This window comes from Pseudomonas sp. A1230, assembly GCF_044218825.1.
Classification (GTDB): Bacteria; Pseudomonadota; Gammaproteobacteria; order Pseudomonadales; family Pseudomonadaceae; genus Aquipseudomonas; species Aquipseudomonas iridis.
The window spans coordinates 989,410-1,005,015 of record NZ_CP162582.1; the positions used below are offsets into that span (position 1 = coordinate 989,410).

The 15,606-nt window shown below is 59.7% G+C and carries 12 protein-coding genes; 3 read left to right on the forward strand and 9 right to left on the reverse strand.

Features of this window, described 5'->3' with window-relative positions:
* Positions 1-74 precede the first annotated feature (74 nt).
* On the forward strand, positions 75-665 hold the full coding sequence (gene sigX / locus AB4P97_RS04670; protein ID WP_042558499.1) for an RNA polymerase sigma factor SigX: 591 nt from the start codon (positions 75-77) through the stop codon (positions 663-665).
* A gap of 107 nt (positions 666-772) precedes the next feature.
* The gene (locus tag AB4P97_RS04675; protein WP_042558500.1) at positions 773-1,807 is read left to right on the forward strand and encodes an OmpA family protein; all 1,035 of its coding nucleotides are present in this window, start codon (positions 773-775) and stop codon (positions 1,805-1,807) included.
* 74 nt (positions 1,808-1,881) lie between these two features.
* Here AB4P97_RS04675 and cobA read toward each other — a convergent pair whose 3' ends face one another.
* The 8 genes from cobA to AB4P97_RS04715 all read right to left on the reverse strand — a co-directional run bounded on the left by cobA (position 1,882) and on the right by AB4P97_RS04715 (position 13,553).
* Positions 1,882-2,658 (reverse strand): uroporphyrinogen-III C-methyltransferase, encoded by a 777-nt coding sequence (cobA, locus tag AB4P97_RS04680; protein WP_395602110.1) that lies wholly within the window; start codon positions 2,656-2,658, stop codon positions 1,882-1,884.
* A gap of 14 nt (positions 2,659-2,672) precedes the next feature.
* Positions 2,673-5,387, reverse strand: coding sequence for a molybdopterin-dependent oxidoreductase (locus AB4P97_RS04685; protein WP_395602111.1), 2,715 nt, complete (start codon positions 5,385-5,387; stop codon positions 2,673-2,675).
* Positions 5,387-5,704 carry a nitrite reductase small subunit NirD gene (gene nirD / locus AB4P97_RS04690; RefSeq protein ID WP_042558503.1) on the reverse strand — a complete coding sequence of 106 codons (318 nt, stop codon included), beginning with the start codon at positions 5,702-5,704 and terminating at the stop codon, positions 5,387-5,389. Before nirD ends, AB4P97_RS04685 begins: the two co-directional genes overlap by 1 nt.
* The gene (nirB, locus tag AB4P97_RS04695) at positions 5,701-8,154 is read right to left on the reverse strand and encodes a nitrite reductase large subunit NirB (protein WP_395602112.1); all 2,454 of its coding nucleotides are present in this window, start codon (positions 8,152-8,154) and stop codon (positions 5,701-5,703) included. Before nirB ends, nirD begins: the two co-directional genes overlap by 4 nt.
* Before the next feature lie 378 nt (positions 8,155-8,532).
* Complete coding sequence (locus tag AB4P97_RS04700) at positions 8,533-10,206, reverse strand: protein kinase (protein ID WP_395602113.1); 1,674 nt, start codon at positions 10,204-10,206, stop codon at positions 8,533-8,535.
* Between the two features lie 7 nt (positions 10,207-10,213).
* On the reverse strand, positions 10,214-11,425 hold the full coding sequence (locus AB4P97_RS04705) for a NarK/NasA family nitrate transporter (protein WP_042558506.1): 1,212 nt from the start codon (positions 11,423-11,425) through the stop codon (positions 10,214-10,216).
* A gap of 325 nt (positions 11,426-11,750) precedes the next feature.
* Complete coding sequence (locus AB4P97_RS04710) at positions 11,751-12,326, reverse strand: ANTAR domain-containing response regulator (RefSeq protein WP_042558507.1); 576 nt, start codon at positions 12,324-12,326, stop codon at positions 11,751-11,753.
* A gap of 15 nt (positions 12,327-12,341) precedes the next feature.
* Positions 12,342-13,553 carry a CmpA/NrtA family ABC transporter substrate-binding protein gene (locus AB4P97_RS04715; RefSeq protein WP_395602114.1) on the reverse strand — a complete coding sequence of 404 codons (1,212 nt, stop codon included), beginning with the start codon at positions 13,551-13,553 and terminating at the stop codon, positions 12,342-12,344.
* Positions 13,554-13,788: 235 nt separating this feature from the next.
* On the opposite strand from AB4P97_RS04715, the gene AB4P97_RS04720 reads away from it, so the two are divergent.
* Complete coding sequence (locus AB4P97_RS04720) at positions 13,789-14,811, forward strand: quinone-dependent dihydroorotate dehydrogenase (RefSeq protein WP_042558509.1); 1,023 nt, start codon at positions 13,789-13,791, stop codon at positions 14,809-14,811.
* Between the two features lie 275 nt (positions 14,812-15,086).
* Here the strand turns inward: AB4P97_RS04720 and rmf are convergent, their stop codons facing one another.
* The gene (gene rmf, locus AB4P97_RS04725; RefSeq protein WP_003223300.1) at positions 15,087-15,302 is read right to left on the reverse strand and encodes a ribosome modulation factor; all 216 of its coding nucleotides are present in this window, start codon (positions 15,300-15,302) and stop codon (positions 15,087-15,089) included.
* Positions 15,303-15,606: the final 304 nt, after the last annotated feature.

Here is a 15,606-nt window from a genome sequence, read left to right on the forward strand (position 1 = left end):
AATGTATGCCGCCGCGAAATGCCAGCTGAAGCTGGTTGCGGCGGACATTGACCTGACTGTCGGCACGACTTGTTTTGAATAAAGCCCAAACGCTATCTACGCGCTACGACCCCCGCGAGCTCTCTGATGAGGAGTTGGTCGCGCGCTCGCATACCGAGCTGTTTCACGTGACGCGCGCCTATGAAGAACTGATGCGGCGTTACCAGCGAACATTATTTAACGTCTGCGCGAGATATCTTGGGAACGATCGCGATGCAGACGATGTCTGTCAGGAAGTGATGTTGAAGGTGTTGTATGGCTTGAAGAATTTCGAGGGGAAATCGAAGTTCAAAACCTGGCTGTACAGCATCACTTACAACGAATGCATCACGCAGTATCGGAAGGAACGGCGAAAGCGTCGCTTGATGGACGCATTGAGTCTTGACCCCCTCGAGGAAGCGTCCGAAGAAAAGGCGCCAAAACCCGAGGACAAGGGCGGGCTTGATCGCTGGCTGGTGTATGTGAACCCGATTGACCGCGAAATTCTGGTGCTACGATTTGTCGCAGAGCTGGAGTTTCAGGAGATCGCAGACATCATGCACATGGGTTTGAGTGCTACAAAAATGCGGTACAAACGCGCTCTAGATAAATTGCGTGAGAAATTTGCAGGCATTGCTGAAACTTAGTTCAGCGCAAATATCTCTTACGTGTAGGCAAGTTCTGATAGACTTGCCGCCGAGTTGTCCCCCGGTTTGCGGGACTGCTTCACAATCACCAGATGGGGATTTAACGGATGAAACTGAAAAACACCTTGGGCTTGGCCATTGGTTCTCTTATTGCTGCCACTTCGTTCGGCGCTCTGGCACAAGGCCAAGGCGCAGTTGAAATCGAAGGCTTCGCTAAGAAAGAACAATTCGACAGCGCTCGTAACTTCAAGAACAACGGCAACCTGTTCGGCGGCTCGATCGGTTACTTCCTGACCGACGACGTTGAACTGCGTCTGGGCTACGACGAAGTGCACAACGTACGTGCCGACGACGGCAAGAACGTAAAAGGCGCTAACACCGCTCTGGACGCTCTGTACCACTTCAACAACCCGGGCGACATGCTGCGTCCGTACGTTTCGGCCGGTTTCTCTGACCAGAGCATCGACCAGAACGGTTCGAACGGTCGTAACCGTTCCACCTTCGCCAACGTTGGCGGCGGTGCCAAGCTGTACTTCACTGACAACTTCTACGCCCGTGCTGGCGTTGAAGCTCAGTACAACATCGACCAAGGCGACACCGAGTGGGCTCCAAGCGTCGGTATCGGTGTGAACTTCGGTGGCGGCTCCAAGCCTGCTGCTGCTCCAGTTCCAGCACCAGCTGAAGTCTGCTCCGACAGCGACAACGATGGCGTTTGCGACAACGTTGACAAGTGCCCAGACACCCCAGCCAACGTAACTGTTGACGCTGATGGCTGCCCGGCAGTTGCTGAAGTTGTTCGTGTTGAGCTGGACGTTAAATTTGACTTCGACAAATCTGTTGTTAAAACCAACAGCTACGGCGATATCAAAAACCTGGCTGACTTCATGAAGCAGTACCCATCCACCACCACTACTGTTGAAGGTCACACTGACTCCGTCGGTCCTGACGCTTACAACCAGAAACTGTCCGAGCGTCGTGCAAACGCCGTTAAGCAAGTTCTGACCAACCAGTACGGTGTTGAATCGTCCCGCGTTCAGTCTGTTGGCTACGGCGAATCCCGCCCAGTTGCTGACAACAAAACTGAAGCTGGCCGCGCTGTAAACCGTCGCGTAGAAGCGCAGGTTGAAGCTCAAGCTAAGTAATTAGCTGCCGCTCCGAGAAAAGCCCGGCTTATGCCGGGCTTTTCTTTGTCTGCGATTTGGTAAAGCGCCAGCGCTTACAAGGCGCAAGCACTCCCAATGTTGGAGCTGCCGAAGGCTGCGATCTGTTGATCTTGCGCAACAGCAGCAACAGCAGCAACAGCACCAATCACCAGGATGGCCGGACTTTTCAGCTCAAACGCAGAGGCATCCAACTCCATCGCCATCAGATCACTGCGGCACTCGCGCTGATGTGGCAATGAGGCGTTTTCGATCATCGCTACCGGCGTATCCTTCGCCATTCCCCCCGCCAACAATTGCTCACGAATCTCGCCAAGCTTGGCCACACCCATGTAGATCACCAGCGTCGTCCCGCCTTGCGCCAGTGCCTGCCAATTCAATTGGCTGTCATCCTGCGTATGCGCAGTCACCAGCGTCACGCCGCGCGCGACACCGCGCAGGGTCAGGGGGATATCGCACTGCGTCGCACCGGCCAGCCCGGCAGTGATGCCGTTGACCAACTCGACCTCGACGCCACGCTCGCGTAACCACTGAGCCTCTTCACCGCCACGACCGAAGATGCACGGATCGCCGCCCTTGAGCCGCACCACACATTTGCCGTGACGGGCGTAGCGCAGCATCAGACGATGGATGAAGGCCTGCGGCGTCGAGCGGCAGCCACCGCGCTTGCCCACCGCAATGATTCGCGCGGCGGGGCAGTGTTCCAGCACGGCGTCGTTGACCAGGTCATCGATCATCACCACATCGGCTTCACGCAAGGCGCGCACGGCTTTGAGGGTCAACAGTTCCGGATCACCAGGGCCAGCGCCCACCAACCAGACTTTCGCATTCATGGTGTCTTCCCTCATCAAATGACGGCAACCGGCTGCACGTTGGCGGCCAGCAAGCGCTTTATCTCCGGGATGCACGAGCCGCATTGCGTGCCGCATCCCAGTTGATTTTTCAAACCCTGCAGGTCAAGTCCTTGGCCAATACCGGCGCAGACTGCGTTGAGGCTGACGTTGTTGCAGTTGCACAAGGTTTTATCGCGACTGACTTGCGCCCCGGCGTTGCCCGGCGGCGCGCTCATTGGCGCCAGCAGCCAGCGTCGCAGTTGTTCATCCGCGCGACCTTCCAGCCACAAACCTTGCAGCCAGTGTTGCGCGAGGGTTTCGCCAGCCAGGCGAATGGCGGTGATCCGGCCGTTTTCAATGCGTACACGCTTGCCGATGGCGCGGCGCGGGTCGTCATAGGCCAGTACGGGGCCATCGATCAGCGACAGACATTCGTCGATCTCGCCAAGCAACTGCGGGTCCGGTGCCGCGCCGCTGGCAGCGCGTATCAGCAATGCCGGGCGTTCACGTCCGACGAGACTCAGACTCACGTAGGAAAACGCCTCGCACAGTGGTCGTAGCGTCTCGAAGTGCCGTTGAACATCACCTTCGATCAGTGCGAAGAGTTGCCACGGCAGATTGACCGACTCCAAACGCACACCGCTGTGCTTGAGTTCAGGCTGTTTGGACAAAGGGTCGAAGGCCGGCAGCGTCACGCTGTTCACGCCACCCTTGAGAAAACGATCGCCCCAGTGCATCGGCAAAAAAGCCTGGCCCGGACGCACGCTGTCATCGCTGCCAACCGCAACGATCACGGCGCCTCGACGACTTTTAAGATTGACCAGATCGCCCGGCTGCAAACGGTGCCGGCGCAGTTCGTCCGGGTGCAGGCTCAATACCGCTTCGCTGACATGCCCGAACAGTTGCGCCGCCGTGCCGGTGCGGCTCATGCCGTGCCATTGATCGCGCAGGCGGCCGGTGATCAGCGTCAGCGGGAAGCGCGCATCACGCTGCTCCTTGGCGGCGCGGTAAGGCTCGGCAATGAACTGCGCGCGGCCATTAGCGGTAGGAAAAATCCCGTCGCTGTACAACCGCGCTGTTCCTTGCCGGGCGCCAGCGGGGAAGGGCCATTGCTGCGGCCCGATCTGGTCGATCAACGCATGACTGATCCCGGACAGATCCAGATCACACCCGCGGGTGAGCAATTTGAACTCATTAAACAGCTGCGAAGGCTGATCGAAAGCAAACAGGCTCGGGTGCTGCGGGCGCAGACGTTTCTCCAGACGCTGTGCGAAATCCACCGTAATTGCCCAGTCTGGCCGCGCTTCACCCGGTGCGAGAATGGCTTTGCGTACGTGGGAAATGCGTCGCTCGGAATTGGTCACCGAACCTTCCTTCTCGCCCCAACTGGCGGCGGGCAATAACAGGTCGGCGAATTCAGCTGTTTCGGTGGTGCGGAAGGCTTCCTGCAATACCACGAACGGACACGCCTGCAGTGCCGCGCGCACCGAGTTTTGATCCGGCATCGATTGCGCGGGGTTGGTGCAGGCTATCCACAACGCCTTTATCTTGCCGCTACGCACCTGTTCGAACAGTTCGATAGCACTGAGCCCGGTGTTTTCCGGCAACCGATCGACGCCCCAGTAAGCCGCGACTTCAGCACGGTGCTCGGGGTTGGCGGCATCGCGATGGCCGGGGAGCAGATTGGACAAACTTCCGGTTTCCCGCCCGCCCATGGCATTTGGCTGACCGGTGAGAGAGAAAGGTCCTGCCCCCGGACGACCGATTTGCCCGGTAGCCAGGTGCAGGTTGATCAGTGCGCTGTTTTTTGCGCTGCCGGCGGTGGACTGGTTCAAGCCCATGCACCACAGCGACAGAAAACTCGGCGCAGTGCCCACCCATTCAGCGCATTGCTGCAGTTGCTCGACGCTGATCCCGCACAGCTGCGACACCATCTGTGGCGTGTAATCACGTACCAGGCTTTTCAGCTCGGCCAGACCTTCGGTGTGGGTGTTGATGAAGTCGCGGTCGATCCACTCTTCCCACAACAGCAGGTGCAAAATCCCATGGAACAGAGCGACATCGGTGCCAGGCAGAATCGCCAGATGTAGATCGGCCAGATCGCAGGTGTCGGTGCGCCGTGGGTCGATGACGATGACTTTCATCTGCGGACGGCGCGATTTAGCCTCTTCGAGCCGACGAAAAAGTACCGGATGGGCATAGGCCATGTTACTGCCGACGATCATCACGCAATCACTGAGCTCCAGATCTTCATAGCTGCATGGCGGTGCATCGGCGCCGAGACTTCGTTTGTAGCCGACCACGGCCGAAGACATGCACAGGCGTGAATTGCTGTCGATGTTGTTGGTGCCGACCAGCGCCCGCGCCAGTTTGTTGAAGGCGTAATAATCCTCGGTCAGCAGCTGTCCGGAAATGTAGAACGCGACGCTGTCCGGGCCGTGCTCGGCGATGGTCTCGGCGAACACATTGGCAGCATGGTCCAGCGCCGTGTCCCAATCGGCGCGGCTGCGCGCCAGACCTTTGCCCAGGCGCAGTTCTGGGTATAACGCTCGGGCTGCGAGGTCGCCGGTCAGGTGCAGGGTCGAGCCTTTGCTGCAGAGTTTGCCGAAGTTGGCCGGATGCGTCGGATCGCCACTGACGCCGAGGATGCGCTCGCCGTCATGCTCGATCAGTACGCCGCAGCCGACCCCGCAATAACAGCAGGTCGAGGCGGTCGTCTGGCGGTTCATCAGATAGCGTCCCGCAGGGCCAATTGCACCCGGCCATTTTCAACCCGCGCCGCGTGATGGTGGGCGCATCCGATATCAGGCGCCTGGGCTTCACCGGATTGCAGGTCGATCTGCCAGTTGTGCAGCGGGCAGGCCACACGTTTGCCGTAAATCAAACCTTGTGACAGCGGGCCGCCCTTGTGCGGGCAGCGGTCGTCGAGGGCGAATACTTCGTCGTCACTTGTACGAAAAATCGCGATGTCACCTTTGGGACCGGCAATGATCCGCGAACCGAGGGTATTGATCTCTTCCAGGGCACAGATATCGAGCCAGTTCATGCCGGCACCTCCAGGTTTTTCACAGGGATCACGTCAAATTCTTTCTTCAATTGCGGCTGCGCCAGTCGCTCCTTCCACGGATCCTGCTCAAACGACAGGGAGAATTGCAGGCGCTCGTTCAACGCTTTGCGACGCTCGGGGTCTTCAAGCACGGCTTTCTTGATGTGCTCCATGCCGACCCGTTGCAGGTAGTGCACGGTGCGCTCGAGGTAAAAGGCTTCTTCGCGATAGAGCTGCAGGAACGCGCCGTTGTACTCGCGAACTTCTTCGGCGGTTTTCAGCTTGACGAAGAATTCGGCGACTTCCGTTTTGATCCCGCCGTTGCCACCGATGTACATCTCCCATCCGGAATCGACGCCGATGATTCCTACGTCTTTGATCCCCGCTTCCGAGCAGTTGCGTGGGCAACCGGAGACAGCCAGTTTGACTTTGTGCGGCGACCACATATTGAACAGGTCATGTTCAAGCTCGATGCCCAGTTGCGTCGAATTCTGCGTGCCGAAGCGGCAGAACTCGCTGCCGACACAGGTTTTCACCGTGCGAATCGATTTGCCGTAGGCGTGGCCGGAGGGCATGTCGAGATCCTTCCAGACGCCGGGCAAATCCTGTTTCTTGATGCCCAGCAGGTCGATGCGTTGACCGCCGGTGACCTTGACCATCGGCACGTTGTACTTGTCGGCGACGTCGGCAATTCGGCGCAATTCCGAAGGGTTGGTCACACCGCCCCACATCCGTGGTACCACCGAGTAAGTGCCATCCTTCTGGATATTGGCGTGGGCGCGCTCGTTGATCAGGCGCGATTGCGGATCGTCCCTGGCCTCGCCCGGCCAGGTGGAAATCAGGTAGTAGTTGAGCGCCGGGCGGCATGTCGCGCAGCCGTTTGGCGTGCGCCAGTTGAGGTAACTCATGGTGCCGGTGATGGTCAGTAGATGTTGCTCGCGGATCGCCTGGCGGATCTGGCCGTGATTGAGGTCGCTGCAACCGCAGATGGCTTTTTCGCTTTTCGGTTTGACGTCTGCCGCACCGCCGACGGTGTTGATCAGGATCTGCTCGACCAGCCCCGCGCAGGAGCCACAGGAACTGGCCGCTTTGGTGTGTTTCTTCACGTCATCGACGCTGAACAGGCCGTGTTCCTGAATGGCTTTGACGATGGTGCCTTTGCACACGCCGTTGCAGCCGCAGACTTCGGCGGTGTCGGCCATGACCATGGCTTTGTCCTGGCCCTGATGTCCTACGTCACCGAGGGCGTTTTCGCCAAACATCAGGTGATCGCGGATCTCGCCGATGGCGTGATTCTCACGAATCTGTCGGAAATACCAACCGCCATCTGCCGTATCGCCGTACAGACAGGCGCCAACCAAAACGTCATCCTTGATCACCAGTTTTTTGTACACCCCGCCGATCGGATCAGAAAGGGTGATGGTTTCGGTGCCTTCGCCGCCCATGAAGTCGCCGGCGGAAAACAGGTCGATGCCGGTGACTTTCAATTTGGTCGATGTAACCGAGCCCTGATAGCGGGCGAAACCCAATTGCGCGAGGTGGTTGGCGCAGACCTTGGCCTGTTCGAACAACGGTGCGACGAGCCCATAAGCGATGCCGCGATGGCTGGCGCATTCGCCGATGGCATAGATGCGCGGGTCATAGGTTTGCAGGGTGTCGTTGACCAGAATGCCGCGATTGCACGGAATGCCGGCCTTTTCCGCGAGTTCGGTGTTGGGGCGGATGCCAGCGGCCATGACCACCAGATCGGCAGGGATGATGTCGCCGTTCTTGAATTGCACCGAGCCGACCCGACCGTTACCGGCGTCGTGCAGGGCCTGGGTTTGTTCGCACAGACGGAAATGCAGGCCACGGGATTCCAGAGCGCTTTGCAGGAGTTGGCCGCTGGTCTTGTCCAGTTGCCGCTCCAGCAACCACTCACCGAGATGCACGACGGTGACGTGCATGCCGCGCAGCATCAGGCCGTTGGCAGCTTCGAGGCCGAGCAGGCCACCGCCGATCACGACGGCGTGCTTGTGGGTTTTGGCGGTGTCGATCATTGCCTGGGTGTCGGCAATGTCGCGGTAGCCGATCACACCGTGCAAGGTATTGCCAGGAATTGGCAGAATGAACGGCGTCGAGCCGGTGGCGATCAGCAGGCGGTCGTACTCGGCTTCAGTGCCGTCCTCGGCAATCACCCGGCGCTTGACCCGGTCGATTTCCACCACTTTGCGGTTGAGCAGCAGCTTGATGTTGTTTTCCAGGTACCAGTCGAGGTCGTTGAGCACGATCTCTTCGAAGGTTTGCTCACCGGCCAGCACCGGCGACAACAGGATGCGGTTGTAATTGGTATGCGGCTCGGCGCCGAAGACCGTGATGTCGTACAGCTCGTTGCTCAGCTTGAGCAGTTCTTCGAGGGTGCGGACTCCGGCCATGCCGTTGCCGATCATCACCAGTTTGAGTTTTTTCATCAGGTTCTCCGGGGAGCTGCGGCTGGCCTCTTGTGGGCTTCAGGCCTTGCTCGAGAAATTTTGCGCAAACAAAAAAAGGCGTCCCGCTAGTTGCCTAGCGAGGACGCCTTTGTCCTGGTCCCGTTCTCTCGGGGAGCACAACCTTCGTCGTTGAAGGTTGGGCTTTATGTGTGTGTTGAAAGGTCTAATGCAGTGGTTGTGCCAAGTACGCCCAATCCCTTGATTACAGGGCTTTACTGGCAGGAATGGAATTTTTCTGCACTGTCTGGAGGCGTGTTGCGCGATTTTGAGGCGCAAAGTCAAAAGATCGCAGCCTTCGGCAGCGCCTAAAGGGGAATCGTGCACATCCTTTAGGCGCTGCCGAAGGCTGCGATCTTTTCAAGGCTGATGGAACAACAAAACCAGCAGCACCAGATTCCCCAGCAATGCCACCAGCGCCATCGTCCGCCAGACCTTTACCGGCTCACGCTCCAGCAGTGGCCTGGGGCGTACGCTCAAACTGCGCCGCTCGCCTTGTTCCAGCACCAGCAACCATTCTTCTGCCGTTTCAAAACGCTGTTGCGGATCGGCAGCAACGCCGCGCTCCAGGCTCTGCGCCAGCCACTCCGGCAGATCGGGGCGGTAGCGACTGGCACTGACCGGCAAGCCAAATCGCGGCCGTTGAAAGGCTTCGATCTCGCCATAGGGAAAATGCCCCGTGAGCAGGAAATACAGTGTCACGCCCAGCGCATACAGATCCTGTTGTGCGCCGGGCGGGTCACCGCGAAAGGCTTCCGGGGCGATAAAGCTTGGAGTTCCCGGCAATGTCGAAACAGCGTCTTCGGACAGGCCAGGACAGTAGGCCAGACCAAAATCCAGCAGGCGCAACTCACCATCGTCACCAAGCAGCAGGTTCTCCGGTTTGATATCCCGGTGCAGAATCTGCCGCCGATGCAGCAAGCCCACCGCACGCAGCAGTCGCTCAGCCAGTTCATGCCACTTTGCCAATGGTAACGGCCCGCTTCGCTGGAAAAGCTGCGCCAGGGTCGTCCCCGAATATTCCCGCATCACGTAGTACAAATGCTGACGCTGAAGGCACGCATGGACTTCAGGAAAATGCCGACCGGCCACGCGCTTCAGAAACCATTCCTCCGAAAGAAGCGCTTGCCCGGTCTGTGGATCATCTGCCAGTCGTGCGGGCAGGGTTTTCAGCAACCATGGCTGACCTTGGTCGTCGTGCACGCGATAGAGCAGTGATTGCTGACTCTGGCTGACAACCTCTTGCACCTGCCAGCCTTCGAAAGACTGACCGGATTTCAGCGGCGGGGGCAGCGGCCACTGCTGAAGATGCATCAGCGCATCGCCGATGTTCGCTTCACCGACGGCATCTACCCGCACCAGCAAGGCGCTGGCGTTGTCCTGACTGCCGGCCAGATGCGCGGCGTTCACCAGAGTGTTTGCCGCGCTTTGCAGATCCGGCTGGTCGCGCAGGATCGTTGCAATGGCGGTATCGCCCAACGTCGACCACACGCCGTCGCTGAGCAGCACGAAACACTCGCCTGTGCGTAATTCGCCGTCGAGAAAATCCAGCACCAGATGCTGATCAAGCCCTAACGCACGCTTGAGCACGTGCTGCATGCCCGGCTGCTCCCAGACATGATCGTTGGATATCCGCTGCAAGCTGTCGGCATGCCAGCGATAGACCCGGCAATCGCCTACGTGGGCCAGGGTAAAGCGCCTACCGCGCATGACCAAAGCGCTGACAGTGGTGAGCAACGGTTGCCCACCGCCATTGGCCTGCAACCAGCGATTTTGCGCCAGCAGCAGGCGATCCAGTGCCTGGGCCACGCTCCAGGTTTCCGGGGTGGCGTAGTAGTCGAGGGCCAGCGCCTGCAAGGTCGAGCGCGCCGCCAGTCCACCGTCGGCGCACTGGCTGACACCGTCAGCGATGGCGAACAGGTAACCCTTGCTAGCCGCCAGCGCCGGGGCGGGCGTGACCAGACGCAGGGCGTCCTGATTCTCCGCGCGCGGGCCGGTGGCGCTGGCTTCGGCGAAACTCAGTTGCAGGGCCATTCAGGTCTCAGACTCGAGCCGCAGTCACGGCCGCCGAACCCCAGGTGGTTCTCCAGCGCCGCTTGACGCCGTGCAGGCCAAACCACGCCAGCACGCCAAGGCTGGCGAACAACCACAGGGCCAGTTGATAACTGCCGGTGCTCTGTTTGATCGCGCCCATGCCTGCCGCCAGCGCGAAACCGCCGATGCCGCCAGCCATGCCGATCAGCCCGGTCATCACACCAATCTCAAGACGAAAGCGCTGCGGCACCAGTTGGAAAACTGCCCCGTTGCCTGCCCCCAAACCGAGCATGGTGCAGACGAAAAGTGCCAGCGCCGCGTAGGAACTCGGCAGATTGAAGCCGACCGCTGCGATACAGATAGCCGCCACCGTGTACATCGCCAGCAAGGTGCGAATGCCGCCGAAGCGATCCGCCAGTGCGCCCCCCAATGGCCGCATCAGGCTGCCACCGAATACGCAGGCAGCGGTGTAGTAACCGGCGGTGACCGGGCTCAAGCCGTATTGATCGTTGAAGTAGCCGGGCAGGGCGCTGGCCAGGCCGATGAAGCCGCCGAAGGTGACGCTGTAGAAAAACATGAACCACCAACTGTCGCGGTCACCAAGGGCTTTGAAGTAGTCGGCCATGGACTTGGCTTTCGGACGTTGCGGGGCGTTTTTTGCCATCCAGGCGAACAGCACCAGCGTGAGGATCAATGGAATCACTGCGAAGCCGAAGACGTTGCTCCAGCCGAAGGAGGCGGCCAGTACCGGCGCGAGCAGTGCAGCGAACACGGTGCCGGAGTTGCCCGCGCCGGCAATGCCCATGGCTTTGCCCTGGTGCTCAGGCGGGTACCATTGCGACGCCAGCGGCAGCGCCACGGCGAACGACGCGCCGGCCATGCCGAGGAACAGACCGAGGATCAGCGCCTGTTCGTAACTGTGAATACCGAGTTTCCAGGCGCCGAACAGCGCGCAGATGACAATGACCTGGCCGATCAGCCCGGCGGTTTTCGGTGACAGCCGATCCGCCAGCATGCCCATCGCGAAGCGCAGCACGGCGCCGGCAAGGATTGGCGTGGCGACCACGAGCCCGCGCTGCTGCGTGGTCAGGTGCAGGTCGGCCGCGATCTGCACCGCCAGCGGGCCGAGCAGGTACCAGACCATGAAACTCAGGTCGAAGTAGAGGAAGGCCGCGAACAAGGTCGGGGTATGGCCGGATTTCCAGAAGCTTTTATTCATCGCGCACCTCAGCTGTAAAGAGTCTCGAGAAGGAGTCATGAGTCAGCAAAGTGGGGCGCCGCCACGGCCGCACCACCGGCCCCGGGCTGTGGGGCCAAAAACGCAAAAACGCCGCTACCTGATTCGCCGGGTGGGGCGAGCGGGTCAGCGACGTCTTTGTCGTAGGTGGGGCAACCGCCGTTGGTTACCTGTGTGGAATGTGTAGCGAGATTTGTGCCAAGGCTTAAAGATCGCTGCCTCGTTGCACTCGAAAGCTCCTACAGGGGGAGCATCTAACTCTTGTAGGAGCTGCCGAAGGCTGCGATCTTTTGATCTTGCTGGTTATTCAGCCGAGCAATTCACTCATCGCAATAATCTGCTCCGCCACCTGAATCAGCTTCTGCTGGCGGCTCATGGCCTGGCGCCGCATCAGGGTGTAGGCCTCTTCCTCATTGCAGTCCTTCATCTTCATCAACAAGCCTTTGGCCAGTTCGATGCGTTTGCGCTCAGCCAGCTGCTGGTCGCGGGCGTGCAGCTGCGCACGCAACGCCTGATCACTCTCGAACCGCGCCATGGCCACATCGAGAATCGGCTGTAAACGTTGTGCGTGAATGCCTTCAACGATGTAGGCACTGACCCCGGACTTTATCGCCTGACGCATCACGCCGGGGTCATGCTCGTCGGTAAACATCACGATGGGGCGTGGCTGATCGCGGCTGACCAGCACCACTTGCTCCATTACATCGCGGCTCGGTGACTCGGTATCGATCAGGATGACGTCCGGGCGCACCGTTTCGACGCGTGCGGGCAGGTCGATGGTCAGGCCAGACTCGTCAATCACCTCAAAACCGGCCTCGGTCAGCGCCGCTTTCAGGCGTCCGACTTTTTTCGCCGTGTCGTTGATCAGCAGAATGCGCAGCATGTTGGCGGTCTCCTGTCAGCGGCGGGCGAGAAGGGGAGCATCGTCGCTCAGGGCGTGCAGCTTGAAACTGCGCGCGTAACCGGCCGGATCACTGCCATCCCAGATTTTGCCGTCGAGCAACTGACTGCTTCGCATGTCCGTGCCCCGCGCGGTGACGCCAACAGCAGTCGCCGCGTCGCGATAGAGGCTCAATTGCTGAACCTGACGCGCCACGGCGAGGTAATCCGGGTCTTCGCGCAGCAAGCCCCAGCGGCGGAACTGGGTCATGAACCACATACCGTCGGAGAGATACGGCAGATTGACTTCGCCGTTGCCGTGAAAGCGCAAGGCGTGGGGATCCTGCCAGCGATGACCGAGGCCGTCGGTGTACTCACCGAGAAAGCGCGGTTCGATGCACGAAACCGGCGTATCGAGATAATCCGGGGCGCTCAGCAGTTGTGCGGTGCTGCGGCGATTCTCCTGGCTTTCTTCGATAAATCGGCTGGCTTCGAGGATCGCCATCACCAGCGCGCGCGCGGTGTTCGGGTATTGCTCGACGAAGGCGCGGGTGCAGCCGAGGACTTTTTCCGGGTGATCGGGCCAGATCGTCTGGCTGGTGGCCAGCGTAAAGCCGAGATCCTGCTGTACCGCGCTGGCGGCCCACGGTTCGCCGACGCAAAAGCCGTCGATTCGTCCCGCTTGCAGGTGCGCAACCATTTGCGGCGGCGGCACGACCACGCTGTCGACATCCTGTAACGGATGAATGCCTTGGCTCGCCAGCCAGTAATAAAGCCACATCGCGTGCGTGCCGGTCGGGAAGGTCTGGGCAAAGGTCAATTTTGCGCGGGATTGGTGCACGTGGCGATCCAGCGCTTCAGGACTGTTCACACCGAGGGCTTGCAGACCGTGGGAGAGGTTGAGGCTCTGACCGTTTTGGTTGAGGCCCATCAACACGGCCATATCGGTAGATGCGATGCCGCCGATGCCCAAATGCACGGCGTAGATCAAACCGTACAGGCTGTGGGCGGCATCGAGTTCGCCGCTGACCAGTTTGTCGCGCAGGTTGGCCCACGAACTCTGGCGCTTGAGGTTCAGGGTCAGGCCATAAGGCTGAGCGAAACCCTGAGTGGCGGCCACCACCACCGAGGCGCAATCGCTCAGGGCCATGAAACCAAGATTGATCGCAGTCTTTTCCGGAGCATCGCTGCCGTTGACCCAGGCCAGCGGCCCGACGGAGGGTTCATTCATCGCATGCACCTGCAAAAGCCGCCTTCAAAAAAAACGCCGCCATCGATTTTGCGCAGGCAAAACCCCATGACGACGCCATTGTCCTTGCCTGTACGCCGCCATTGGCGTGCGGGCTGATGGCAAGCAGGGTGCAAGGCATATGCCAGTCGCGTCGATTTGCGCATGCGCCTCGCGCGGGGGGGCGATGCCCGGCTATAATCGCCGCCTCTTTTCGCCGCCCGAGTCATCGCCGCCCATGTACACCCTGGCCCGTCAGCTGTTGTTCAAACTTTCCCCGGAAACCTCCCACGATCTGTCGCTGGATCTGATCGGCGCGGGTGGACGTTTGGGCCTCAACGGTCTGCTGTGCAAGGCGCCAGCGAAGTTGCCGGTGACGGTCATGGGCCTGGAGTTCCCCAACCCGGTGGGTCTGGCGGCGGGTCTGGACAAGAACGGCGCGGCCATCGACGGCTTCGCGCAGTTGGGTTTCGGTTTTGTCGAAATCGGCACCGTGACCCCGCGTCCGCAGCCCGGCAACCCGAAACCACGGATTTTCCGCCTGCCGGAAGCCGAGGCGATCATCAATCGCATGGGCTTCAACAATCTGGGTGTGGATAACCTGCTGACGCGGGTCGCAGCGGCCAAATACAAGGGCGTGCTAGGCATCAACATCGGCAAGAATTTCGATACCCCGGTTGAACGCGCGGTTGACGATTACCTGATCTGCCTGGACAAGGTCTACGCCCACGCCAGTTACATCACCGTCAACGTCAGCTCGCCGAACACCCCGGGCCTGCGCAGCTTGCAGTTCGGCGATTCGCTCAAGCAGTTGCTGGCGGACCTGGCCACGCGCCGCGCCGAACTGGCGCTGCGTCATGGCAAGCATGTGCCGCTGGCGATCAAGATTGCCCCGGACATGACCGACGAAGAAACCGCGCAGGTCGCGCAAGCGCTGATCGAAACCGGGATGGACGCGGTGATTGCCACCAACACCACGCTGAGCCGGGTTGGTGTTGAAGGCATGGTGCATGGTGACGAGGCGGGCGGCCTGTCCGGTGCGCCGGTGCGAGACAAGAGCACCCACACCGTGAAAGTACTGGCGGCTGAGCTGGGTGGGCGCTTGCCGATCATCGCAGCGGGCGGCATCACTGAAGGCAAGCATGCTGCTGAGAAGATCACTGCGGGTGCCAGTCTGGTGCAGATTTACTCGGGCTTCATCTATAAAGGCCCGGCGCTGATTCGTGAATCGGTGGATGCGATCGCCGCATTGCGCAAATAACCCAGGCTGTCCCGGTCAATGTAGGAGCTGCCGAAGGCTGCGATCTTTTGATCTTGATGTTGATTTTAAAAAAACAGGATCAAAAGATCGCAGCCTGCGGCAGCTCCTACAGAGGTGGTCGGCAGACATTCGAAAGGCGGGCGTCAGTCAAATCGACCGGGCATAAAAAAGGGCTCCTCGAAGGAGCCCTTGGGCCGTAGCCCGCCGTCCGGGAGGGACGTGCGTGGTTAATGCGTTGCAAATTCAGATTGTCGTGTCGGAATAAATGCCCTGTGTCAGCCGACGGCGTGAAGTTCGTTGAGTCTGTGGATTCCCGCAGTGCCGGTCATACCGTCCCAGTTGTCGCCGCGTCCTTCTCGCCAGCCGTTAATCCAGGCTTGACGTACCGACGGTAGAGTAAATGGGCAAAGCTCACGGGATTTGCCACCAACGCCATATTGATATCCGCGCAAAAATGCTCTTTCCAACGGATCACGCTTAAGTCTTCTCATAGGGTGTTTCCCTCACTTGTTGACTGTATGTGTCGCGTTGACCTCAACCGAGGTCTGGCAGAAAAACTCTGCCGGGGGCGGCTCGCTGCCGGCGTGGCGAGCCAAGGTGTTGACGCCGTTGCGACGTCAACCTGTGCTCAGTTCTAACCAATGAGTCACACCGATGGAATGACCGTTTTGTCATAAGGACGTAACGAAAAGGGTGCTATGGCAATAAGTAACTGCGTATTTGTTCAATGTTTATTGAGCAAACCCCGGTATGATCGGCACCGCGCTGCATGATGGGCTTAATCCTTTAGTGAGA

Excerpts from the sequence above, each read along its gene's own strand:
- AB4P97_RS04720 (WP_042558509.1), top strand. The coding sequence starts at position 13,789 with ATGTACACCCTGGCCCGTCAGCTGTTGTTCAAACTTTCCCCGGAAACC.
- AB4P97_RS04710 (WP_042558507.1), bottom strand. The coding sequence starts at position 12,326 with ATGCTGCGCATTCTGCTGATCAACGACACGGCGAAAAAAGTCGGACGC.
- nirB (WP_395602112.1), bottom strand. The coding sequence starts at position 8,154 with ATGAAAAAACTCAAACTGGTGATGATCGGCAACGGCATGGCCGGAGTC.
- AB4P97_RS04675 (WP_042558500.1), top strand. The coding sequence starts at position 773 with ATGAAACTGAAAAACACCTTGGGCTTGGCCATTGGTTCTCTTATTGCT.
- AB4P97_RS04705 (WP_042558506.1), bottom strand. The coding sequence starts at position 11,425 with ATGAATAAAAGCTTCTGGAAATCCGGCCATACCCCGACCTTGTTCGCG.
- AB4P97_RS04700 (WP_395602113.1), bottom strand. The coding sequence starts at position 10,206 with ATGGCCCTGCAACTGAGTTTCGCCGAAGCCAGCGCCACCGGCCCGCGC.
- cobA (WP_395602110.1), bottom strand. The coding sequence starts at position 2,658 with ATGAATGCGAAAGTCTGGTTGGTGGGCGCTGGCCCTGGTGATCCGGAA.
- AB4P97_RS04685 (WP_395602111.1), bottom strand. The coding sequence starts at position 5,387 with ATGAACCGCCAGACGACCGCCTCGACCTGCTGTTATTGCGGGGTCGGC.
- nirD (WP_042558503.1), bottom strand. The coding sequence starts at position 5,704 with ATGAACTGGCTCGATATCTGTGCCCTGGAAGAGATCAATACCCTCGGT.
- AB4P97_RS04715 (WP_395602114.1), bottom strand. The coding sequence starts at position 13,553 with ATGAATGAACCCTCCGTCGGGCCGCTGGCCTGGGTCAACGGCAGCGAT.
- rmf (WP_003223300.1), bottom strand. The coding sequence starts at position 15,302 with ATGAGAAGACTTAAGCGTGATCCGTTGGAAAGAGCATTTTTGCGCGGA.